This is a genomic window from Pseudomonas sp. SJZ077 (assembly GCF_007993905.1).
GTDB lineage: Bacteria > Pseudomonadota > Gammaproteobacteria > Pseudomonadales > Pseudomonadaceae > Aquipseudomonas > Aquipseudomonas mandelii.
In genome coordinates this window covers 69,427-93,608 of sequence record NZ_VIUJ01000012.1, presented here as the reverse complement: position 1 = coordinate 93,608, position 24,182 = coordinate 69,427, and the positions used below count along the sequence as shown (strand labels likewise).

Sequence of the window (24,182 nt, the reverse complement as noted above, 5' to 3'; positions counted from 1 at the left end):
CGCTTCCCATAGGTATTCACTCAATGACCAGCATGCCCAGCCTCGAACCCGACGTCGCTGTCCCGGTGAGCACACCCAAGTCTCCCCTGCTCAAACGGTTGATCTTGCTGACGGCGGCCATCGCTGCCCTGGTTTTTGCCGGGCTGTACGCGACGCATTGGTGGACCACCGGGCGTTTCATTGAAGAAACCGACGATGCCTATATTGGCGGCGACGTGACAGTGATCGGCCCGAAAGTCGCGGGGTACATCGAAGAAGTGCTGGTCACCGACAATCAGAAGGTCAAGGCCGGCGACGTGCTGATCCGCCTCGACGCCCGTGACTACCGCGCCAACCTGGCCAGGGCCGACGGCGCGGTGGCCGCCGAAGAAGCGTTGCTGGCCAACCTCGACGCCACCGAACAACTGCAACACGCGGTGATCGGCCAGGCCCGCGCCGGCATCGATGCCGCTGGCGCCGAAACCGCTCGCTCACGGGACGACAATGCGCGCTACAAAAAACTGGTTGGCAGTAATGCGGTCTCGGTGGAAAGCGCCCAACGCGCCGACGCGACGTTCAAAACGGCTCAGGCCCTCAGTTCGAGGGCCCAGGCCGAACTGCTGGCGGCGCAGCGGCAGCTCAACGTGATCGCAACGCAAAAGCAGCAGGCCCGTGCCGCGCTGATGCAGGCCCACGCCGAACGTGATCTGGCGCAACTGAACGTGGATTACACCGAACTGAAGGCCCCAGTGGACGGCGTAATCGGCAATCGTCGGGCGCGGGTCGGCGCTTATGCCCAGGCCGGTTCGCAACTGCTGTCGGTGGTACCGTCCAGTGGTCTGTGGGTCGATGCCAACTTCAAGGAAGATCAACTGGCGCGCATGAATCCGGGGCAGCGGGTGGTCATTCATGCCGACGTGCTTTCCGGGCAGGCGTTTCATGGTCATCTGGACAGCCTCGCGCCGGCCAGTGGCTCACAGTTCAGCGTGCTGCCGCCGGAAAACGCCACCGGCAACTTCACTAAAATCGTTCAGCGGGTGCCGGTGCGCATCGTGCTTGATCCAGCCGATGGCGTGCTCGGCCACCTGCGTCCGGGCCTGTCGGTCACCGCCGAAGTGGACACTCGCAAGGAATCTGCAACCCCGGCCGTGGCCCGCGCGCCATGAGCCGCGCCCTCGCCGCCCCCGCGCAACCGTTCAATGCCGCGAACATGGCGACGGCGACCAAGGTTTTCGCCTTTGCCTCCATGTGTATCGGCATGTTCATCGCGCTGCTGGATATCCAGATCGTCTCCGCTTCGCTGCGTGACATCGGCGGCGGACTCTCGGCCGGCACCGATGAAACGGCGTGGGTGCAAACCAGTTACCTGATTGCCGAAATCATCGTGATCCCGCTGTCGGGCTGGCTGTCGCGGGTGTTCTCGACGCGCTGGCTGTTTTGCGCTTCTGCGGTGGGATTCACCTTGGCCAGCCTGCTCTGCGGCGCGGCCTGGAACATCCAGAGCATGATCGCCTTCCGTGCCCTGCAAGGCTTTCTCGGTGGTTCGATGATCCCGCTGGTATTCACCACCGCGTTCTTTTTCTTCACCGGCAAACAACGGGTGATCGCGGCCGCGACCATCGGCGCAGTGGCTTCGCTGGCACCGACCCTGGGGCCGGTGATTGGTGGCTGGATCACCGACATTTCATCCTGGCACTGGCTGTTCTACATCAACCTGGTGCCGGGAATTTTCGTCGCGGTGGCGGTGCCGATGCTGGTGAAAATCGACCAGCCGGAACTGTCGCTGCTCAAGGGCGCCGACTACTTGAGCATGGTGTTCATGGCGCTGTTTCTCGGTTGCCTGGAATACACCCTCGAAGAAGGTCCGCGCTGGAACTGGTTCAGCGACAGCACAATTTTGACCACGGCATGGATCAGTGGCCTGGCCGGCCTGGCTTTCATCGGGCGAACCTTGCATGTGGCCAACCCGATCGTCGATTTGCGCGCCTTGAAGGACCGCAACTTCGCCCTCGGTTGTTTCTTCTCGTTCGTCACCGGGATCGGTCTGTTTGCCACCATTTACCTGACGCCGCTGTTCCTCGGCCGGGTGCGCGGCTACGGTGCGCTGGACATTGGTCTGGCAGTTTTCTCCACCGGAGTGTTCCAGATCATGGCGATTCCGCTGTACGCCTTTCTGGCCAATCGCATCGACCTGCGCTGGATCATGATGAGCGGCCTTGGTCTGTTCGCGCTGTCGATGTGGGATTTCAGCCCGATCACCCATGACTGGGGGGCCAAAGAATTGATGCTGCCGCAAGCCTTGCGCGGAATCGCCCAGCAACTGGCCGTGCCGCCAGCGGTGACATTAACCCTCGGCGGACTGGCGCCGGCACGGCTCAAACATGCCTCGGGGCTGTTCAACCTGATGCGAAACCTGGGGGGCGCCATCGGCATTGCCGCGTGTGCGACCATCCTCAACGACCGCACCAACCTGCACTTCACCCGGTTGGCGGAAAACCTCAACAGCACCAACGAAGCGCTGAACCAATGGCTGTCCCAGGTCGGCAATAACTTCGCCGCCCTCGGCCAGAGCGGCGACGCCGGCGTCACCGCCAGCCTGCATCAACTCTGGCTGCTGACCTACCGCGAAGCCCAGACCCAGACCTACGGCGACGCGTTTCTGATGATCATGGTGTGCTTCATCATAGCCACGGCGATGGTGCCCTTGATGCGCAAGGTGCAGCCACCGGCCGCGCCGTCAGCAGACGCTCATTGAGCAAACTCTTGGTCTATACGTTCGACTCATACGACTGGAGGCCGCGCATCCTCCAATCAACTATTAACTTCGACGCGCTCTCTTATCTCGGCATTATGGGATTCGAACCTGGGGAGTTGTTTAAGGGATAGATGAAATGATGTCAGCCTATCCGTTGTCGCCTTCCAGTCAGCAAGCCTTGGATAGACATTGACAAACCAACTCAAATTCTCGTAGAGATTGCCAAAAGCCGAATTGATTTGCATCAGATCACCAAAAGAAATACTTCCTGAAAAAAAACGCGGTGCCGCCAGTAAACTACTAAAAACAAGTGAAAGCTGGCTATAACATTCGGTGAACAAAGAGAGTCGAACCTTGACACTAATTATCTCTCGCATGTTCGCCAGGCTCACATCAAGTTTGCCGCTGATACGATCTTTTTCCAAGCCACCTCCAGAGCACAGTGGAACGACACTCGATCGATCGCGAAACCTGACCAGAAAATACCGGAAGTCGGCCTCTGAACACTGCTGCTTGTTACTCAGAGAAGCCAACTTCGCACCTATTTTTTGAATCGCGCAGGTTCCTCCCAGCGCGTAAAAAACAGCCGCCCAAAACATATAAAATGGAACAACTACTCCAAATACGGTTAAATCCCCCGATATACTAATCAATACAACCCCAAACGAAACAATACTCGTCACCGCGTAAATCAGGCCACTGCCAAGATCAAGTGTCTCATACGTAAACTTATTGATATCTTCCGCAATGCGTTGATCCGGATTATCCACATTGCTCTCAATCTTTCCACGACACGCATAATTTACCATCCACGCGTTAAGATAGTAATTGGTCAACCATTTCCGCCAGCGCACCGCCATAATATCAATGAGGTAGGTCACCAATACGGAGCGCAAGACGGAAAACATCATCACGGCAAAAAAAATCAATATCAGCGAGTAAAACCTCTTCATATCCAGTTCTTGGATCGAATTATAAAAGTGATTATACCAATCATTGATTACTAGAGCTGTTACGACACCCAGCAGCGATATGATCACTAGCGCAATTACAGAAACCCATGCGAAGACCCTTTCTTCGCTTTTCCAGTATAAAAACAAAACGGACAAGATTTCCTTGATGGAGCTACCGCTTTTTTGGGGCGGTATCCCTCCTGAACACTTACAATCCATCGCCAGCCTCAATGCCCAAATGGTTAATTTATTTCACTGTCGCACCGTCATAAAGCGGTGGCTTTTTATATAAAGCCTTCATCTTTCACAACCAGAACTCAGTTCAAACTGCTTGTATCTCAGGTTTCTATCCCCGTTGGGTTCAACGTCGTTATTTCACAGCCCAAAATCCCAATCGACCAAGACTTGCGGCCAATTTCAATCGCGCAATCTGCCAGGCGTTCAAAGACTGAATATGCTGATCCTCTGCAGCAGCATAAGCCGTCAGCGCATTAAGCAGCTCCAACATACTGCCCACACCCGCACGATAACGACCTTGCACCACTTCCAGTGACTGTCGAGACTGCCTCACCAATTCGCCTATTTGCTCCAGACTTTTAGTTTCGACACTCAAGGATTGATAGCTTCCCCAAACCTCAAGGGAAACTTGCTCTTCAGTATTAGCAAGTTTCGCTTGCTCCGCCTCTACTCGAGCCCGTGCATTGCGTACCTGATAGCTTCGCTCGAAGCCTTCGAACAACGGAATTTTCAGCTCAATACCGATACTTCGCCCCTGCTCACGAGTATCCCCATAGAGACCACCTGACTGGTCAATACGAGCATTTGAAAGGTTTGCAGTTAGAGCAAGCGTCGGCCGGCCCTCTGCACGACGCTCATCAACTAACGCCTGCGCAGCATGAACGCGTGACTGGGCGGCGAGTAACGCTGGATGTTCTCTACGTGCAAGCAGGAGCAATTCGTCCACCGACTTCACGAAGTGAACGTCAGGTAACTGAGTCAGGTCCCCATTCAACCGCAACGTCGTTTCCGGCGCTAACCCCATATATAACGCGATCAGCCCCATGGTCTTTCTAAGGTTACCGGCATCCCTCAGTTGACGCAGGCGCGCTTGAGAAAAAGCGGTCTGAGCCTGGAGCCGATCAGAGAGCGCGGTCGCACCTGATTTATATTTGGCATCGGCCGCCTTCAGGTTTTCTGCGGCCAGCTCTGCGACAGACGTAGAGATATTTAAATTTTGTTGTGCGGCCAGCGCTTCATAATAGATCTGCGCAGCCAGCACAAACGTGTTTTGGAGCGTTGCGTTCTGATGGGCATTAGCCGCCTGCAAGAGCTCCTGAGCATTGCGCAGTGCAGCACCTCGACGACCAAAGTCGAACAAAACCCAATTCAAACCAAGTCGGTTGGTACTGCTCAGCGTATTGCCGTCACTGGCAAGATCAGGGTAATCGTCATACCTTGTTTTAGTATTACCTTGATGACGACTGATACTGCCATCCAATCTAGGCAAGTAAGCTGACTTACCAATACCCACCTTGGCAGCCTGTGCTTTGGCTTCTGCCCAGGCAAGACGCGTTTGCGGGTCGTGGCAAAGAATCCGCTCAATTGTTTCTTCAAGCGAAAGCTGCTCCGGCAATGGAGCAAACAGGCATGGAGCACCTACCCCATTAAGATCTTGAACACGCTGGCTAGAGACACTCTTAGTTGTGGCAAAGATATCGTGTTCAAAAGCGTACGAGTACGACGAACCGAACAACATCGCTGCACTCAAAAAACCACGAGACATGCAGTTCATGGAGCCTCCGCCACCACAACATTCGACTGCGCAACGGTCGACCATTCTCTGATACTGCTAGCCGGTTCATCCCACGCAATCTTTCCGGCATCCAGCATCACCACGCGATCGGCAGAAGCGATGGTGTCGGGACGGTGCGCGATAATAATCCGCGTTATCTTGAGAGAACGAATTGCTTGGTTCACTCGCTCCTCACACGCGACATCAAGATGACTGGTTGCTTCATCCAGAAGAAGAATTCGGGGTTTTTTATAAAGTGCCCGCGCCAGTAATACACGCTGCTTCTGTCCGCCGGATAGAATGGTCCCCATATCCCCCACAAGAGTGTTGTACGCCATTGGCATCGCCTGAATATCATCATGGATGGCCGCCATTTGCGCACACTCGATAATGCTGCGCATATTCGCTTGAGAATCGAAGAAGCTGATATTTTCCGCGAGCGACCCAGCAAACAACACGTCGTCCTGCATGACCGTTCCGACAAGCTCACGGAGTCCATCCGTCCCCAGTTGGGAAAGAGGCAAACCCGCCACGCTAATTTCTCCATCACTGGGCGGGAAAACACCTAGCAACAGACTGACCAAAGTACTTTTACCGCTCCCCGACGCACCAGTGATCGCAACTGACTCACCTTCTTTAATGTGCAAATCCACGCCATTCAAAACAAAAGGCTCTTGATCTGAATAGCGGTATTTCAACCCCCTTATATCGATATGTGCTTCTCGCTTTTGAAGTGCCTCACTGTCAACATTCGCGGTATTTTCCTCAGGTGGATGCATGACGATGTCGGCCAGCCGCTCCCCCTGCAGTTGCAACATGTGCAGTTCAAACAGATTATCAATGAGGCTGCCTACACGGCTGACAAATTGTGTTTTATAGGCGACAAATGCCATTAGCACTCCCACGGTAAACTGACCACCCATTACCATCTGAGCACCGATCCAGAGAGTCAGCAGGTTCTCCACACCAAACAGCAAACCATTGAGTTGAACGTACAGCAGTTGCAACTTCTGAGCCCGAAGCCCGGCATTTATTTGCTCAATCAGAAGACCAAGCCACGTCTGTTGGCGTACGTGCAGACGCTGGAATAACTTGAGCGGTCGAATACCGCGAACAGTCTCAAGGAAATGGCTCTCCTGCCTCGCTGTATGGATAATCTGCTCCGCGGTTGCGTTACGCAGTGGGTGATACCAGACCCAACGACCCAATCCATATAAAAGCATGGCAACCACAGTAATACTCGCCAGCGCAGGACTGTACAGAAACATCATGGCTAACGTGGCGATGGTCATCAAACCATCGACAACAGTCGAAAAAAAGGAGGCGGTCAGCGTATGCTGAATAGTGTCGACCGCGCCGAATCGCGATACGACATCGCCTAGATGGCGCTTTTCAAAGTACTGCGTCGGTAAACGCAGCAGATGGCTGAATACGTTGGATCGCCATTGAACACTGAGCAGTGTACTCATGTGCATCATGACCCATGCACGGACCGCCCCGACCAACTGCTGCATCAGCATCAGGACACCGAAGCCAATGACGAGTGTTGTCAGTAAATCTCTGTCCTCGCTAACAAGGACGTTATCGATAGTCCATTGAAGAAGAAATGGACTGACCAACGAAAACACTTCAAGTGCCAACGTCAACAACAGAACCTGCGTAAGGGATTGATACAGGCCGCTCACGCGCCCTAACATCCCCATTAGTTTGACGCGAGGAGGCTCTGATTGAACGGCAAAATTATGTTCAGGCCAAAGCTCCAGTGCGACGCCGGTAAATGAACGAGAGATATCATCCATACACAAAACACGTGTGCCATGCGCGGGATCGAATAGCGTGGCACGTTGTCCACTCACCGACTCCAACACCACGAAATGGTTGAAATCCCAATGCAAAATACACGGCAGCTTTAGTTTACCCAATTCCTCCAGATCCACTCTTACCGCTCGAGATCCCAACTCAATTTGCTGAGCAATTTGGACAATCTGCTGCAGCGTTGTGCCCTTGAGTGAAATCGTGAATCGCTGCCGCAACTCCATCAAGCTTGAATGATAACCGTGATAAGCAGCAATCATGGCAAGACAAGCAAGCCCACACTCGGTCGCCTCGGTCTGGAGAACCAGGGGCAAGCGCTTTCCAAACCTCAGGTTGATTGAATCAAAAACTATCATCAATAGTCCTATAGTTTGCCGGTAAGACTATAGAGTGGCTCGAGCACCCACTCATAAAGGTGGCGAGTTTCCTGAAGGACATCCGCCTCAAGTAACATCCCATTCTGCAGCGCCCGTAACTCCCCATACGCTAAAACGCCCTGCTCCTTCAGACTGACTTGAATGCGATAAAATTGTTCGCCATCTTTACCAAGCCCAGGAATGCTATTGCTCATATTTGCCAGCTCGGCAGACGAAATAGTCACCCGTGAAATTGACTGTATCTGCCCATGGTGCTGGCCAAATTTTTGATATGGATAAGCTTGATAACGAACAAGGACCGGATCCCCAACCTTGATAAAGCCAATTGATTTGCTCGGGGCATAGAGCTCTGCAATCAATTTGCTGTTGGCCGGAACAATGCTCATAACGGCACGTGAACCATCCAGTGTCTGGCCCACCTCCGCCATGACCGCCGTGACAATCCCCGACTCGGGAGCGGTGATAAGCAACATGCGTTTAGCTTCGCTCTCCGCCACTTCCTGATCAATAAGAGACAAGGAACGCTCCAGATTGGATAACTCATTGGCATGCCGGGAATCCAGGCTCGATAGTTCATTGCGACGCTCTACCAACTGCTGCTGCAGCGCAGTCCGCTCCCGCTCTAAAGACTGGAGGGATTGTCGCTGCCCCAGCAGCTCACTCTGGCGCTGCTGAAGCTGATCCATGGAAATGTAACCTTTTTCCATTAAACCGCTATAACGACTTGCGGCGTCGGTAGCCAGAGCCACCAATTCTTGCTGGCTTGCGGTTTGCCGGACTAAAATCGATAGTTCACCCTGCAAACTGACAACTTTGCTGGCTAAACTTTTGCGCTCGTCGAACTGGAGACGTTTTTGCTTTCCAAGTGCCTCAAGCACTGAGTGCCGTCGCAAGCGGAGTTGAACACTGACTTCCGCCTGCACAGGCTGAGCATCTGAACCATATCGTTCACTGGAAATACTAAGCAAGCGCGCCCCCTTTTCGACGAACTGCCCCTCTTGCACAAACTTTTCCAACACAACACCGTATTGAGGCACTCGTACTTTCACTTGCCCGGATGAAGGTAGTAATTGCCCAATAATCGTGCTGCGCTTTGTATAACTTCCCCAAACAAAAAACATGATCACCGATAAGGCCAGAACAACGGCAACGGCAGTGAGACAAGTAAACGACAACGGAGGAACCAACACGACCTCCCCCATCCACTTTACCTTCCGCGACTCAAGTGCTTCCGCACGAAAAAGTGAGGATTGACGATTCAAAAACTCACCCCTTAAGAACAATACACACCTGAAACCCCGACCATGCCCTGCAACGTTTAAATAGAAAATGCTTGCCCATTAAAGTTTCCTGGGCACAGCGTTAACGCCTTAAATTCTCAGATACAAAGGTGCTACTACCAATTTCGTACCGACATATTTTTTTTACGCTGTAATTTGGATCCCTGCGGACCCAGGATAATCGTCCAACGTAAAACGATCGTATCTCTTCAAGAAAGTAACGCGCCGCCTCCTTTACGCTTCCCGTCGGCATACAAAAGTCAATCACCCATAAATTACCACCTTCATTCCATTCCGAAAAATGCAATGAGAAATTATTATCACCCAGCAACCTACTCTCTACATCTTCTGCAAGATATGCCCATGTAACGTAACCAATCGGAGTGCCATCCCAATCAAAGAAAAATTTTATCTGACCCAGCGTAATGGCTTGCTCTATCCAACACCGAATGGTCAACACTTGAAAGAGCGAATACTTCTTTGATTGCAGAAGCACCATTACAGCATAACCTATCAAAGTCGCTCGTTCTTTAGTGTTTGCATTTGTACACTCAGTCGCGATGTCATACTTCAAGTAAAGCCCCCTGCACCGCACCATAAAAATCAACAACATTTCTTGCCATCGGAAGTTCTTTTGACAGCGCGACGAGTTGCGTCCAGGTTGTCAACTGTTGAGTCCCCTCATGCATCACTAGAAACGCATCAAGAACCCCATCGTACTCAATGAAATTGCATCCGCTTTTCCACATTAACGCTGCGAACTTTATATCTGTCTTCAGGCATATGTCCGCTGCATCCTTAGATTCATCCGCCAAATCGTTTATCTGCTCTCTAAAGTCCAAATCGGTTTTCGCGTTACGAATCGACTCTTTAATAAAATCATACAACTTAACATTTTGTAAAAGCACAGGCGTTACAGAGAACCTGGTTAAATTGATGCTCAAAACACGTATTAAATTGATCATGGAAATATCTGTTTTTTGCATAGCCGCCGCAAAAAAAAACTCAAACGCCTTGTCCAGTTGATCACTCAAGTGACGATTGGAAACGCGCCAGTCTATGCTGATGTTTGATGCAGCTTTATCGACGGAGACACTTCTAACACAAGGACGCTCTTGCACTGAAAAAAAACGCACCCCACCGAAAGCTTGTTCATTGCCCAGCTCGTACGTTTGTTGTTTAATCAACATTATCAGTACATCTGAGAAGTGCATAAACTCTTGCGTCCCTGCCATTGCTTCGACTACACAATGTGGAAACCCAGCACGTATCAGCGAGTTTTTCCTCAGCGCCAACTCATAGCACTGCTGAAACTCAACCATTGCGCTGTGAAAAACCTCACTCGCATATTCGTCAGATAACACCAAATATTTTTTTGCGTAGTAGCAAATATTTTCAATGCTTTTAATTGCTGAAAGATGTTCAGCCTCGAACCGTTGAAAAAGTCGCTTTTCTCTGACCGAGATCGGCGACACAACCGTCACGCTATTTAGGTCTAGCCAACCACCGGCTATCGTCAAATTTGAAGATGACATCATCATGTGCATAATGTTCTTACATCTTGCAACTGCAAACTGCTTCGCATAACGTTTTGCCAGTTCGACTATTCCGCATCGAAATGAATCAATTGAAGTCCGGTCGGATACATTCGTAAAATCAGAATCACCCGATTGAGGTAGGAACTCATGAATACGCTGCATGGCTCGCCGCACCCGCAGCGCATCATTGCTTAATGGCGCCCCCAAGGGTACGTCTTCTTTAAACAGAGTTGCACGCTCGAAATGAGCAGGTCTTACAACCGCCTCTCTAACAAGCAAAGCCCTGGTATGAGTTGTACCGTCAAGTACAAAGCTTTCGTTCAGCCTTATCACAGCCACTGTTCGGGCTGCGCCATAAGGTAAGGCTATCTGGATAACCTCCCCCCAAATGGCCTCATGGATTGCGGATTCTAAATCGAGCATTCCATTGGAATGAATGGCGTCTTTGTGTGCGCCCACCAGTGGCGTTCGTCCAATTCCCTTCAGCTGAAATAAACCATCATAGCCACACCGACCGCCGCCGCCATTTCGTGAAATGAAGTCACCGCCATAGCGCTCAGCAAAAAAAAACTTTTTTGAAGTATCGCTATCTTCTATCGTTGAGTCAGCCCGATCTATGAGATAACTATAATCACGTAGTATTTGATCCTGATCCCCCCCCTTGGCCAGCTTCTGATGAAACAATACGACCTGAGCCCCCAACACTTTGCTTGCAGCAAACTCCACCAACACTTCTGGAAAGTCAGATAATTTACCTTCCTGTACCACCCTCGCCTCCTTTAAATAAAACATCTTAAACTTGTCAATGCCGCATCAAACAAACACACCACTTATCGCCATACGCAGAATCAGCTTTACCTTCCGCTCCGCCTGCAAATCTAAAAACCCAGCAATGAGTAGGCAAAAAATGAAACAATCATCACAAAGGGAACAAGAAATGCTTTGACAGGTTGCGGAAAATCAAAACCAAAGAACCTTTTTAAGGAATATGCAACTAGAAACGTCAGCCCCCACACCACCAGCACACAACCAAGCCTTGTGTAAAACTCAAACCAACTAAATGACTCCATACTCTTCTCTTTGGACTACTACCAAGAATGTAGCAATAATGACTTTTCAATCGAGCCTCCATCCAAGATTGAGGCCCGACCGACATATTTACCCATCTATTTATTAATGGGCGAGCCCTTGTTGACGTTTAGCGTCCGGCATCAGTGCCACGCGATACAAGACCGCCAGCAAAACCGCCGTAGAACCCGGCGATACCGGCCCCTACAGCTTGAGCAGTTGTTGCAGGCGTAAAGAATCCTAATACCGCCCCGCCTACTGCAGCCTGGCCCGCACCAGACCAAGTTGCGGTCTGCCCAGCACCTGCTTGAGTTCCAACATATGCCATAACTCCGCCAGCAGCGCCCGCTATCGCACCAGGAGGACCGATAGCACCACTAACAGCCTCAACTTCATTTCGAGTTAACTCGCGCATAACACTACTTCCTTTCCATTGTAAAAGCCAAAATATGCTAATTCCAAATCAGCCTGACTATTTTAAAATACAAAAGGTATCAACAGTCAATACAATTCACGTAAAACAACAACTTATATACAAGCAAAAAATTTCGGACAAACGAATCCAACTCCTGGCCACTTAAACCAAGAGTTTAAAGATCCTGCCTTTTAACTTACTAGTCGCTATTGAGTTTGAACCACAATCTGTGACCTCAAATCACTTACCATTGAGCCAATAACCGAACTCATACCTTTGAAATCATCAGGACTGCACAACGCACTGGGGTTGTTAAACTTCAAATATCGACGGACCACCACAGCGTCAGGCTCTTTGAAGTAGCTAGACGTATATTCGAATTTTTCATGGCGCAACGTCATCGACTTAGGCACCGCGACAATATTGACCTCTTTGGCAAACTCAAAGCGCGCCTGCTCTTCTGTGATTCCCGAGATACAGGTGAAGGCTTGAACACGATCGCTCTCCGCTGCGAAAGCAAAGACGTTTTGCGCAATACCACCCGCGAAGCTGCTCATCGTGGAAACGCCCGTAGGCCCTGGAAATCCGACCAGCTTCTCCGACCGACCGACCATTCGTATTGCGAGTTCGTTATCGCTCGCCTCAAGTTCGGTCGCGCTGAACTCTCCTTTACCCGTCTGGCCGTAGCTCGCCAGAACTTTTTGCACCAACTGGTTTCGATCAACAGGGTTCATGGACTTAATGGCGTAACGATTGGATTCTGCCGCCCAGCCTGTGATTCGGGATGAATGAGTGAAGTCGGCATCACCATTGGCGCTCACCTTGAACACCGTATTGTTCTCTACTTTTCCTTCCTGGGTAGAGGGTGTACGTCCCTGCGTTCCTGACTTGCTGAAAACGACGGGTTTATCCAGGTCAAAAATGGGCAGATAACCGCCTGCAATTCCCTCTGCTGTGGAGTCCAGATACAGGTCCAGATTCGGGATGTAGGTGATGACGTGATCGAGCACTCCCAGCGTCGGGACCTTGGGTAAGGTATAGGCATTACCAGAGTTGATAAGCGCAGGCGTGCTTTCTATAGCTACGGCGTCGAGCAATGACTGCAATAACACTACGTGATCCTTACAGTCCCCATAGCGATTGGCCAGAATGCTGTCGACAGCATTTGGAACTACACCACCCGCCCCCACATAGACTGCAACATAGCGGATGTTCTTTCGGACCCAGTCGCTCAAGGCAATTGCCTTGTCCCGAGGGTTATCAAGATTGGCTGTTATCGTTTTTGCCAGCTCGCTGATTTCTGCCGTCACACGGCTCTTCGCCCGAGAGTCGTAGGCTTGGGCAAAGACTTTGAAGTCAGTGAACGTCGAAACGGCCAGATATTGACCGTAGTCCTGGTAGGAGACGGAGCCACTTTCAATACGATCTATTTTGCCGGGAACATAGTTCCAACGGTATATTTTGCGTCCCGCCGCAACCACAGGCTCGCTGGCTTTGAAGCCTCGACCATCGGCATGCAACGGCATGCTTTGCGGCAAGTCATAAATAAGGGTGTACTGCTCGGTAGGATGAAATGTGGGTTGCGACAACGCCTCGAACTGCTGCGGGAACAATGCAGTGGTGCGATGTGTTTTGAATTGAATGATTAAGCGATCGCCGACAGCGACTTCAGGAAAGATGACGACCTTGACCCGTGTGTCCTGGAACATTGGCGCATCGGATGAGCCGCGCTCCTGTTGTTCTTTGATCTGATCAGCATTGACCGATATTCTCCGGCCATCCGGCTTCTGGGTGTAAGCCTCGACGACATCCAGGCTTTCCAGTGTCCGGTTGTAGCTCAACGGACGTTGCGAATACGCGTTGATGGCGCGTTCTTCATTGATCAGTACCACGATGTCATTAGTGGCGACAAAGCTGCCGTCTGCGTTGATGACATGGGTTCGAACGTCTTTCTCGATCGTGATTGAGGAATCGGTACCCTCATCCTTGGCGAGCGCCGCGTTCAACGCAAAAACAAATACTGCTATCGAGCCAGCCAACCGTACAGGGAAATAAACTGCGAACCGCATAAAGATCCATCTTTATAAATGAGACACGTTCGCAATATACAGCAATAAGCCATCATTTGTATCAATTTTGAAACACTCAGCAACAGGTTCATCGCTCAGGGCCTTAATGATGAGTCTGCTTTCTCCCCGCCACGGCGATGGTGCCCTTGATGCGCAAGGTGCAGCCACCGGCCGCGCCGTCAGCAGACGCTCACTGATCAGGCTTGAGGCATTTTGCGGAAACCCACCGCCAGGCGATTCCAGGCGTTGATGGTGGTAATGGCCACGGTCAGGTCGACCAATTCCTTAGGGCTGAACTCGGACGCCGCCAGTTCGTAGTCCTCATCCGGCGCGTGAGTCTGACTCAGCAGCGTCAGGGACTCGGTCCACGCCAGCGCCGCACGTTCACGCGGGGTGAAGAACGGCGTTTCCCGCCAGGCCGACAGTGTGTACAGACGGCGCTCGTCTTCACCGCCCTTGCGCGCATCGGCGCTGTGCATGTCCAGGCAGAAGGCGCAGCCGTTGATTTGCGAGGTGCGCAGCTTGACCAGTTCGATCAGGGTCTTTTCCAGCGGCAGCTTCGAAACCGCGCCTTCCAGCGCGATCATGGCTTTGAGTGCGTCAGGGGACGCAGTGTAGAAATCGATGCGTGGTTTCATGGTGGACTCCAGGAGCAAGTGGGGGTGGAGCTAAGTTAATCCCCCACACCCCTCTCACAAATAACCAATATCACCAAAGTCAAGGAGACCATTGGATGTGCCGATGATGGATTGGCGAGCTGAAACGTGGTTTGCCTGCTCACGAACCGCGCAGTGCTCATCCCCGAAGATCCCTACGCCCGACTGCGCAACCAGCGCAAAAACCCTTTCTTCTCCACCACCTTCGGCACTTCCTGGGTCAGGGCCTGCGCCTTGTGCAAGCGGAAATCCAGCAACGCCGTCATCGCTTCGCTGATGTCATGACGCGCATCCAGGCACGGTTTGAGGTAGTCCTTCTCGATGCGATACAAGCTGCAGGCGGTCTTGGCGCTGAACTCCGCCGGCAGCGCGGTATCGGACAAAATCCCGCCCTCGCCGATCACCTCGCCCGGGCCCATGCGCCCGGATTCGAACTTGACCCCGCCCCGGCTCAACTGCACCGAGACCACACCCGATTCGATGATGAACAGGTGATCGCTGACCTCACCCGCCGGCAGGATCATGTCACCGGCGCGGAAGGTTTGCAGGGTCATGTTCTGGCTGAAGGTGTCTTTCTCTTCCTGACGCAGGGTCGAGAAAATGTTCGAACTGTCCAGCAACGCCCGTGGCCGTGACAGGACGGCAGGCGCGTTGGATTCGACGCTCGACAACAGGCTGACACCAGACGCCTGCAAGTGCCGGTACGCCAGGTCGAACAGCAGATTGCGCACCATGCGTTTCTGATCCATGGAGACCACGAAGCCACTGATTTCGTACTCCACGCCACTGGCGCTCGAGCCTTTCAACGCCACACTTGGTGCCGGTTTGCTCAGCAGATAACGGCAACCCTGCATCGCCCGCTCCAACGCGTCGAGCACCGTTTGCGGGCGCGCGTGCGGGCTCAGTTGCAGGCTGATCGAGACGCCGAACATATCGCTCGGCCGGCTGAAATTGATGATCTTGGCCTTGGCCGCCAGCGAGTTGGGAATCACCACCATGCTGCCCTGGGACGTTTGCAGGCGCGTGGCGCGCCAATCGATGTCGGTGACCCGGCCTTCGGTGCCGTCGATGGAGATCCAGTCATCCAGTTGATAGGGTTTGGTGGTGTTGAGGACGATCCCGGAGAACACGTCGCTGAGGGTGCTTTGCAAGGCCAGGCCGACGATGATCGCCAACGCACCGGAGGTCGCGAGCACGCCTTTGACCGGCAGTTCGAGCACATAGGCCAGGGCGGCGATGACGGCGATCAGAAAGATCACCGCACCGAGCAGATCCTGCAGCAACCGCCCCGTGTGCCCGACCCGTTGCATCATCACTGCACCGATCAACACCGTCAGTGTGCGCGCGCCGAACAGCCACCAGCCGATCTGCAACCCCGTGGCCGCCAGGTGCAGCGGTACGTTATCGGCCCAGGGTGCCGGCTCCAGCGGGTTCATGCCTTCGTTGAACAACAAGACACTGAACAGCGCAAAAATCACCAGCCGCACGACCAGTTTCCAGTTGCTGCCGTTGGCACTGATCAAGCGCCACAAGCCGAGATCAATCAGGATCAGGACCAGCGCGCTAATCAAGGGGTGATTGGTAAGCAGTGACAGCATCAAACAACTCCAGCCATGTACGGATGGGCACAGTGTAGGAGTAAATGCGGATCTGATAACACCTCAAAAAACTGCGGGATAAGTGTTGGCACAGCCCAGCGTCAAGACAATGAGCTCAATCGCTCATCTGGCCGAAACGGCCCGACTGGAAGTCAGCAAAGGCCTGATGAATCTCTTGCTCGCTGTTCATCACGAACGGGCCGTGACCGACAATCGGTTCGTCGATCGGCTCGCCGCTGAGCAGCAACACCACGGCGTCATCATTGGCTTCCAGGCTGAGCTGATGGCCATCGCGTTCGAACAACGCCAACTGCCCTTCGCGTATAAGTTCCAGGCCGTTGACCTCAACCGTGCCGCGCAACACCACCAGCGCGGTGTTACGGCCTTCATGCAGGTCGAGGGTCAACAACTTGCCGCCGTTGAGGCGCAGGTCCCAGACGTCGATCGACGTGAACGTGCGCGCCGGACCGGTGTGCCCCTCAAACTCGCCCGCGATCAAGCGCAAGCTGCCAGCCTTGTCCTTGAGCGGGAGGTTCGGGATGTCGCCATCGAGAATCGTCTGATAACCGGCATCGGCCATTTTGTCCCTGGCCGGCAGGTTGACCCACAGCTGCACCATTTCCAGGGTGCCGCCGGTCCTGGCGAACTCTTCGGAGTGAAATTCCTCGTGGAGAATCCCCGACGCCGCGGTCATCCATTGCACATCGCCGGGGCCAATCCTGCCGCCGCTGCCGGTGGAGTCGCGGTGCTCCACTTCGCCCTTGTAAACGATGGTCACGGTTTCGAAACCGCGGTGCGGATGCTGACCCACGCCACGACGCTCGGTGGTCGGGGTGAATTCGGCGGGGCCAGCATGATCGAGCAGCAAAAACGGGCTGATGTGTTTGGCCAGGTTGTCATAGGAAAACAGTGTGCGAACCGGGAAACCGTCGCCGACCCAGTGGGTGCGCGGGCTGGTGTAAATACCGATGATGTTTTTCATCCTGCCTCCAAATTCGTTGTTTGACGCAATGGACTCAGCTTAAGACCGAACGCTTCAATCCACTAGACGGCAAAAATCAGCCTGAGCGTTCTACCTGGAGAACGATGGCAAAGGTTTCGACAGGGCCGGTAATCGGCGAGGAATTGCGCCTGGGCGATAGCGTGTGACGACTCGACACGCGGGGCTGGCGGAGTTTTTATTTCGGACATAATATCGATCAGGATTACAACCATAATATCCGCTCTCGTTCGAGGAACTCATCATGCAAAGCCCCAACCGCGACGCCACCCTCGCCCAATGGATCGCCCAGGAACAGGCCATGCGCTCGCGTCTGGCCGGACCGGGCAGCCTGTCCATGGCTGAGGTCAGCGCGCTGTCACCCGCCGAGTTTTTCCAGGGTATCGGCGACGGCGCACTGCCTTCACCGCCCATCGGCGCCTTGATGGATTTCATCCCCATCGAATGGTCGGCCGGGCTGTTCATTTTCCAGGGCACGCCGGATTCGCGGCACTACAACCCGCTGGGCAGCGTGCATGGCGGCTACGCGGCGACCTTGCTGGATTCGTGCATGGGCTGTGCGATTCATACACAGCTCAAGAAGGGCCAGGGGTATACGACGCTGGACTTGCGCATCAGCTACGTCCGGGCGTTGACCGGCGCCAGCGGACCGGTCCGGGCCGAAGGGAAAATTGTGCATCTGGGCCGCTCCACCGCGCTGGCTGAGGGGCGGATTTATGATGTGGATGGGCGGTTGTATGCGACGGGGTCGACGACTTGCATGATTCTTGAGGCTCGGGGGTAAATTCCGAGACCGAGTTGTGGCCATCGCGAGCAGGCTCGCGCCTACAAACGCAACGCCGCCCTGTAGGAGCGAGGCTTGCCCGCGAAGAAGGCAGACCAGACACCCTCAATCCTCCAGGCGGCCCCCCGATTCATGACTTGCGGTAAACATTGCTTTGCCCATCCAGCGGTTTTTCCCAGGGAGGCAGCCGGGGATACTCCTGTCCATTCCCACTGCAACCCTTGGAGTCATTGATGTCTATTCCCGCCTTCGGTCTTGGTACCTTTCGCTTGCAAGGCCAAGTGGTCATCGATTCGGTGAGCACCGGCCTCGCGCTGGGTTACCGAGTGATCGACACCGCGCAAATCTACGAAAACGAAGCCGAGGTCGGCGAGGCCATCGCCGCCAGCGGTATCGCCCGTGAAGAATTGTTCATCACCAGTAAAATCTGGATCGCCAATTTCGCCAAAGACCGGTTGATCGACAGCCTCAAAGAAAGCCTGCGCAAACTGCAGACCGATTACCTGGACCTGACGCTGATCCACTGGCCGTCCCCGGACGATCAAGTGCCGGTCGAAGAGTTCATGGGCGCCTTGCTCGAAGCCAAGCGACTGGGCCTGACCCGGCAGATCGGCGTCTCCAACTTCACCGTCGAGCTGATGCAAAAAGCGATTGCAGCGGTCGGTGCCGAGAACATCGCGACCAACCAGATCGAGCTGCACCCGTACCTGCAGAACCGCAAGGTCGTTGAGTTTGCCCGGCGCCAGGGCATCCAGATCACGTCCTACATGACCCTGGCCTACGGCGAAGTGTTGAAAGACCCGGTCATCCAGCAAATCGCCGCTCGTCTTCAGGCTACTCCGGCCCAAGTCACGCTGGCCTGGGCCATGCAGTCGGGGTACGCGGTTATCCCCTCTTCCACCAAACGCGCCAACCTGCAAAGCAATCTGAAAGCCTGTGACCTGCCGTTGAGCGAAGCCGACATGGCGTTGATCGCCAGCCTGGATCGCGGCCATCGATTGACCAGCCCCAAAGGTATCGCGCCGCACTGGGATTAAGTGTCAGCCCGTCTCAAGGCTCTGATCGAGACTTCGCATGGCGTCCTGCAATTGATCGACGGCTTCGTCGATCGATGTCGCACGACCTTCGGCGCAGGCACGTTCCAGCGCCTTGCACCTTTCGATCAACCGTTGGGCACGGACCATGCGCGCACCGCCCTTGATACGGTGCGCCAGGTCTCGCAGCCCCGGGAGATTGTTGTCGGCGTGTGCTTGAAGCAGATGTTCGCGGTCGTTGCGATTGGTTATTGCCAGTTCACGCAGCAATTGATTGATCAACGTCCGGTCTTCTCCGACGTATTGCTCCAGCTCGCTCAAATCGATCTCGGATGATGGGGGTTGTTCGTTCGTCGTCTCTGCAAACCGGTCGGCCAACCAACTACTCAGATCCGCCAGCCGAATCGGCTTGAACAGACAATCGTCCATGCCAGCTTCCAGGCACCGGACCTTTTCCTCAGGCTGCGCATTGGCGGTAAAACCCAGGATCAGCGTCGGCAGCAGGCCATACGCGCGCTCTTCATCGCGTATCTCACCGGTCAATTCATAACCGCTGAGCTTCGGCATATTGCAGTCAGTGATGACCACATCAAACTCGTGTGTACGCCACAGTTCCAGCCCTCGCTCTCCCTCTTCGGCCTCCATCACGCGATGCCCCAGGTAGCTCAGCTGGCTTGAGAGCAACAGGCGATTGGCCGGGTAATCGTCAATCACCAGAATGGTCAGTGGCCGCGTGGGTATCGGTGATCCGCTGTCGACTGATGCACAGGGTGGTAACGGCTTCAACGCCATCAGCGAAAGGCTGATGTCGACTTGCGAGCCTTGGCCGAGGACGCTGCGCAGCACCAGCCGCCCCCCCATCATTTCGCACAACGCCTGACTGATCACCAACCCCAGCCCGGACCCCATGCTTGCGGATTGCTGGCTGTTACCGGCCTGAACGAACGGACTGAACAAGCGTTTCTGGTCAGCTGCGCTGATGCCGATGCCGGTGTCTTCAATGCGCACATTGACCCCCAGATGCCCTGACAATCCGGGCACCACACTTAACGTCAAACTCACCTCACCCTCACGGGTGAACTTGATCGCGTTGCTCAACAGGTTGGACAGCACCTGCTTGAAGCGCGTGGGGTCGATCAGCACCTCACGGTCGCTGCGCGGGTCCAGATCGACGCGCCACGCCAAGTGCCTTTCCCGGGCAAGTCCTTCAAAGACCCGACAGATCGACGCCACCAGATCACGCAAATTGGCACGTTCGGGCGTCAGCGATAAACGCCCGGACTCAATGCGCGCGATATCCAGAATGTCGCCGATCAACGCCAGCAACTGCTGAGCAGCCGTAGCGGCGACCTCAAGGGATCGGCGATCGGCAACGCCCTCTTCTGCCCGCTTCCAGGCCATTTCCAAAAACCCGATCAGGGCACTCATCGGTGTGCGGATTTCATGGCTCATGGTTGCCAAAAAAGTGGTTTTGGCACGGTTGGCATCGTCCGCAACGTCCTTGGCCTGCTGCAACTGCTGCAGCCACTGCTGGCGTTGGCGAATTTGCCGACGCTGCCAGGCGATCCATCCCAAGGCCAGCAACAACAACGCCCCGGCCGCCGCAAACCCCTGCAAAATAGCTCGCCGATGGCGCAGCCAATAACTGTCATCGACCACCGCATCACTGCTCCAGCGGGCGACCAGATCGTCCATTTCCTCGGGCGAAATGCTCAGCAAGGCCTTGTTCAAAATCGAGTTCAACACCGATTCATCACGGCCGGTTGCCATCGAGATGCGCGCCGGTTCATCGCCCACGGTACTGCTGATGCGTAAACGTCCCTGGTAATACCGGGCAATCAGGTAACGGGTCATGAACAACGAACTGAGCGCGGCATCGGCCTGTCCCTTCGCCACCGACTCCAGACCTTCGGCCGGGTTTTGTACGTCCACCATCTGCACCTGCGGTGACCGCACCTGAATGAACGCGCGCATGGGGTGACGGGGATAAATCGCCAGGCGTTTACCGGCCAGATCGCCCAGCGTCTGTGGACTACCGGAGGTGGTCGCACTGACCAGCGTGTAGGGATTGACTGCATAGGACCGGGTAAAGTGCAGCCCGGATACGCCTTCGGTCGTGGGAATGATGGCGGGCAAGATGTCAATCTCACCGGCCTTGAGTCTCTGGATCTGCTGGTCCAGGGATTGGCCTCGCAACACGTTGAAATTCAAACCGCTGCGCTGGCTGATGAGCGTCAGCATTTGCGCCGCCAACCCGCTGAATCGGCCCTCGGGATCGTAGAACGTCAAGGGCGCAAAATTCTCCACAACCCCCACATTGACCGTCGGATGCTGATCCAGCCAGCGCTGTTCACTCTCACTCAGGTCCACGCGCTGCTGTCCCGCCACTTTCGCCCTGCCGGCGCTCCAGCGCTGCTCGATGATCGAGCGCTGCTCCATGGGGATCGCCACCAGCGCCTTGTCGATGAGGTCCTTCAGCGCCAGGTTGTCCCGAGCCAGCGCGAAGCCGAACGGGTTAGCGTCGAGGCTGGCCGGCCCCATCAGTTGAATGTCATTGAGGTAGTTATTGTTGATCAGGTAATTGGCGCTGAAGATGTCTACGAGGGATACGTCAACCTGCCCATACGCCACCGCCCCGAGCGCATCGAGCGTCGAAGGATAGCGTTGCAGGCTGGCCTGGGGATAGAACGATTCAACGGTCTGCGCCGGCAGGTAATCATCGGCCATGGCAATGCGCTTACCCGCCAGATCCACGGGCATGTGCTCGTCCCGTCGGGTGACCAGCATCGGCTGGTCTTCAGCATAAGCGCTGGACAGGATCAGCTCGGGGTCGGCCAGTTCAAAGTTGTTCGAAGTGCCCAGCAGATCCAGTTCGCCGAATCTAAGCGCCTCCATGGCCGCTTCTCGGGTGACATAACGCAGCACTTCGATCTGTACGTTCAGCAGTTGCGCAACGAGTATGGCGTAATCGGCGGTGATGCCTTCCAGCTCGTCGTGATTGCGCGTCACTTCGAACGGCGGGTAGTCCGGTCCGCTCACCCCGAGGCGCAACACACGCTTGTTGCGCAGCCATTGCCGGTCTTGTTCATCCAGATCGACCGCGTAGCCCTCCACCGTGGAACGCCCCAGCAACTGCAAGCGCTCAGGCTCGCCGGCGATAGCCGATACCGCCGGCACGAGACACAACATGAGGCTCAGCAGACATACACGCACGGTCAGGCGCACTCAGATCAGGTTATTGCGTATGGCGAAGTCCCGCAGATGCACTGCCGCCACAACCCCCAGTTTTATGACCAAGCGTGTTTTGTAGGTGCTGACGGTTTTGTGGCTCAGGTTCATGGCTTCGGCGATCGCTTTGTTGGAAAAGCCTCGGGCAAGGTATTGCAAGATGGTCAACTCGCGGTTGGACAGTGTATCGATCAACTTTTTTTCGCTGTGTTGCAGCGGGTTCATCGGTCTGGACAGCAACTGCGAAAAGTAGGTGTAGCCCGCCATCAACGCGTGCACAGCCTTTTGCAATTGCTCCAGGCTGTTGTTTTTTGAGACATACGCCAACGCGCCGCCGCGCATGCATCGCTCCTGGAAAAACAGTGGATCGAGCGAGGTGAACACCAGCACTACGCATTTCCAGTCGCAGGCCTTGATTCGCTCCAGCAGGTCCAGGCCGTTGCCGCCGGGCATCACCAGATCCAGGATCAGCAGATCCACTTGTTGCTCACGGAGTGTGGTCAACGCTTCCCCAACGCTGGCCGCCTCATGAATCTGCTTGAAGCCTTCCCGCCCAAGTACAAGTTTCACTGCGGCGCGAACCACCGGATGATCGTCCACAATCATCGCTCTCTTCATGGCAACTCCCTGTGCAAAAACTCAACGAATGCCCGTCGGATAACGCCGGGGCAGACGCAACGGCTGCGCCAGGACTGTTGCATGGGAGAAAGGCAGAATCTACCTGTCAGAAATGACAGTACCGACGAACGGTATGCGGCAATCACCCGGCGTACCGCTGATTACGCTCCTGCGACGATGGATCAATGATCGCCAGCAACGTCTGAATACAACGCAGATCAGGCAGCGCCGCGTGACTCACCTGAACCTTGGGTTGCGAGTTGGCCGGGATCGTCGGCAACTGTGCCCGTTGGCCGTCGAAAATCAGTGCGTGGCGAACCTGCCGGTTATCGAGAAAATAGCTGAGCAAATCCAGTTCGCCTGCCGCCAGCGCGGCATTGACGACCACCAGGTCGAACGGCTCGCAACCGTACTCGACCAGAGTCAGCATTGAAGCAAGGTCCTGCACCGGCGCCACGCGGTAATAATCGAGCTGATTGAACAGCCGCTCGATCAGCATCCGGTGAAAGTGTTGCTCGTCGGCGATCAAGATGCGCAAGGCTTTATTCGGCATCGTAGCCTCATGTGTGAATAGCTGATTTTTGAAGCGGCGAGGCTACGGGAGGCGCACAGATGTTTCTGTAGGACTTTTCCTAAAAGACCGCAGTTTCCGGCCATTACTGCCATCCAAACCGCCGAATGTAGAAACCCTTCACTGCCTGAGTCAGCCCCATGTACGCCAGCAGAATCAGCGGCAGGAACACGAAATACAGCGACGGCAACGCCTGAAGCTTGAAGTAGTGCGCCAACGGCCCCATCGGCAGGAATATCCCCACGGCCATGATGACCCCGGTCATGACCATCAACGGCATGGCCGCGCGGCTTTTCAGGAACGGGATTTTCGGCGTGCGGATCATGTGCACGATCAAGGTCTGGGTCAGCAGCCCGACCACGAACCAGCCGGACTGGAAGAGCGTTTGATGGACCGGGGTATTGGCGTCGAATACGTACCAGGTCCAAGGCTGGCCGCGATCGGGATTTCCGCTGCTCGCTTATCGGCGAGACAACGGCAACAGGCTGCGCGTTATCTTGCCGGGAAGGTGCCGGTTATCGAAACCGGCCGACTACTGTCACTCGAACAAGTCCCCACTGAGGGTCTCCGCTATTGATGAAAACGCGCGATGCTTACGCCCCGATTTCTGGAGAGTAAACGAAGGAACGGCGGCGGGTGGGGGAATTGCGGG

Annotated in this window: 17 protein-coding genes and 1 pseudogene; 4 read left to right on the top strand and 14 right to left on the bottom strand. The window is 54.7% G+C overall.

Going from position 1 to position 24,182, the window contains the following annotated elements:
• The first annotated feature begins 23 nt into the window (after window positions 1–23).
• Together FBY01_RS18660 and FBY01_RS18655 are read left to right on the top strand one after the other, a co-directional pair.
• Window positions 24–1,145: an HlyD family secretion protein gene (locus tag FBY01_RS18660; protein ID WP_145308940.1), complete on the top strand. Its 1,122-nt coding sequence runs from the start codon at window positions 24–26 to the stop codon at window positions 1,143–1,145.
• Complete coding sequence (locus FBY01_RS18655; protein ID WP_083374640.1) at window positions 1,142–2,734, top strand: DHA2 family efflux MFS transporter permease subunit; 1,593 nt, start codon at window positions 1,142–1,144, stop codon at window positions 2,732–2,734. Before FBY01_RS18660 ends, FBY01_RS18655 begins: the two co-directional genes overlap by 4 nt.
• A 56-nt stretch (window positions 2,735–2,790) precedes the next feature.
• On the opposite strand, the gene FBY01_RS18650 is transcribed toward FBY01_RS18655, so the two are convergent.
• The 10 genes from FBY01_RS18650 to FBY01_RS18600 all read right to left on the bottom strand — a co-directional run bounded on the left by FBY01_RS18650 (window position 2,791) and on the right by FBY01_RS18600 (window position 17,277).
• Window positions 2,791–3,843, bottom strand: coding sequence for an ABC transporter ATP-binding protein/permease (locus tag FBY01_RS18650; RefSeq protein WP_178113271.1), 1,053 nt, complete (start codon window positions 3,841–3,843; stop codon window positions 2,791–2,793).
• Window positions 3,844–4,057: 214 nt separating this feature from the next.
• A complete protein-coding gene (locus FBY01_RS18645) occupies window positions 4,058–5,470 on the bottom strand; it encodes a TolC family protein (RefSeq protein ID WP_145309045.1) in 1,413 nt (470 codons plus the stop codon).
• 5 nt (window positions 5,471–5,475) lie between these two features.
• Window positions 5,476–7,650 carry a peptidase domain-containing ABC transporter gene (locus tag FBY01_RS18640; protein ID WP_145308936.1) on the bottom strand — a complete coding sequence of 725 codons (2,175 nt, stop codon included), beginning with the start codon at window positions 7,648–7,650 and terminating at the stop codon, window positions 5,476–5,478.
• Window positions 7,651–7,658: 8 nt separating this feature from the next.
• Window positions 7,659–8,873, bottom strand: coding sequence for an HlyD family secretion protein (locus tag FBY01_RS18635; RefSeq protein WP_145309043.1), 1,215 nt, complete (start codon window positions 8,871–8,873; stop codon window positions 7,659–7,661).
• Between the two features lie 160 nt (window positions 8,874–9,033).
• Window positions 9,034–9,525: a toxin-activating lysine-acyltransferase gene (locus FBY01_RS18630; RefSeq protein ID WP_178113270.1), complete on the bottom strand. Its 492-nt coding sequence runs from the start codon at window positions 9,523–9,525 to the stop codon at window positions 9,034–9,036.
• On the bottom strand, window positions 9,515–11,257 hold the full coding sequence (locus FBY01_RS18625; protein ID WP_145308932.1) for a hypothetical protein: 1,743 nt from the start codon (window positions 11,255–11,257) through the stop codon (window positions 9,515–9,517). The genes FBY01_RS18630 and FBY01_RS18625 overlap by 11 nt, the downstream gene beginning before the upstream one ends.
• 921 nt (window positions 11,258–12,178) lie before the next feature.
• Window positions 12,179–14,041: a DUF3857 and transglutaminase domain-containing protein gene (locus FBY01_RS18615; RefSeq protein ID WP_145308928.1), complete on the bottom strand. Its 1,863-nt coding sequence runs from the start codon at window positions 14,039–14,041 to the stop codon at window positions 12,179–12,181.
• A 197-nt stretch (window positions 14,042–14,238) separates the two neighbouring features.
• A complete protein-coding gene (locus FBY01_RS18610; RefSeq protein ID WP_010458479.1) occupies window positions 14,239–14,679 on the bottom strand; it encodes a carboxymuconolactone decarboxylase family protein in 441 nt (146 codons plus the stop codon).
• A gap of 173 nt (window positions 14,680–14,852) precedes the next feature.
• On the bottom strand, window positions 14,853–16,295 hold the full coding sequence (locus FBY01_RS18605; RefSeq protein WP_010458478.1) for a mechanosensitive ion channel domain-containing protein: 1,443 nt from the start codon (window positions 16,293–16,295) through the stop codon (window positions 14,853–14,855).
• A 115-nt stretch (window positions 16,296–16,410) separates the two neighbouring features.
• Window positions 16,411–17,277: a pirin family protein gene (locus tag FBY01_RS18600; RefSeq protein ID WP_145308926.1), complete on the bottom strand. Its 867-nt coding sequence runs from the start codon at window positions 17,275–17,277 to the stop codon at window positions 16,411–16,413.
• A 262-nt stretch (window positions 17,278–17,539) separates the two neighbouring features.
• On the opposite strand from FBY01_RS18600, the gene FBY01_RS18595 reads away from it, so the two are divergent.
• Together FBY01_RS18595 and dkgB are read left to right on the top strand one after the other, a co-directional pair.
• Window positions 17,540–18,079, top strand: a complete 540-nt coding sequence (locus FBY01_RS18595) for a PaaI family thioesterase (RefSeq protein WP_145308923.1) — start codon at window positions 17,540–17,542, stop codon at window positions 18,077–18,079.
• A 233-nt stretch (window positions 18,080–18,312) separates the two neighbouring features.
• Window positions 18,313–19,116, top strand: coding sequence for a 2,5-didehydrogluconate reductase DkgB (gene dkgB, locus FBY01_RS18590; protein ID WP_145308921.1), 804 nt, complete (start codon window positions 18,313–18,315; stop codon window positions 19,114–19,116).
• A 3-nt stretch (window positions 19,117–19,119) separates the two neighbouring features.
• On the opposite strand, the gene FBY01_RS18585 is transcribed toward dkgB, so the two are convergent.
• The 4 genes and pseudogenes from FBY01_RS18585 to FBY01_RS18570 form a co-directional block, all read right to left on the bottom strand.
• Window positions 19,120–22,302 (bottom strand): transporter substrate-binding domain-containing protein, encoded by a 3,183-nt coding sequence (locus FBY01_RS18585; RefSeq protein WP_256664425.1) that lies wholly within the window; start codon window positions 22,300–22,302, stop codon window positions 19,120–19,122.
• Window positions 22,303–22,338: 36 nt separating this feature from the next.
• Window positions 22,339–22,959, bottom strand: a complete 621-nt coding sequence (locus tag FBY01_RS18580) for a response regulator transcription factor (protein WP_042932214.1) — start codon at window positions 22,957–22,959, stop codon at window positions 22,339–22,341.
• A 142-nt stretch (window positions 22,960–23,101) separates the two neighbouring features.
• Window positions 23,102–23,512, bottom strand: a complete 411-nt coding sequence (locus FBY01_RS18575) for a chemotaxis protein CheY (protein WP_077748891.1) — start codon at window positions 23,510–23,512, stop codon at window positions 23,102–23,104.
• A gap of 103 nt (window positions 23,513–23,615) precedes the next feature.
• Window positions 23,616–23,951 (bottom strand): annotated as a pseudogene (locus tag FBY01_RS18570) (cation transporting ATPase C-terminal domain-containing protein); the annotation flags it as partial.
• Between the last annotated feature and the right edge of the window lie 231 nt (window positions 23,952–24,182).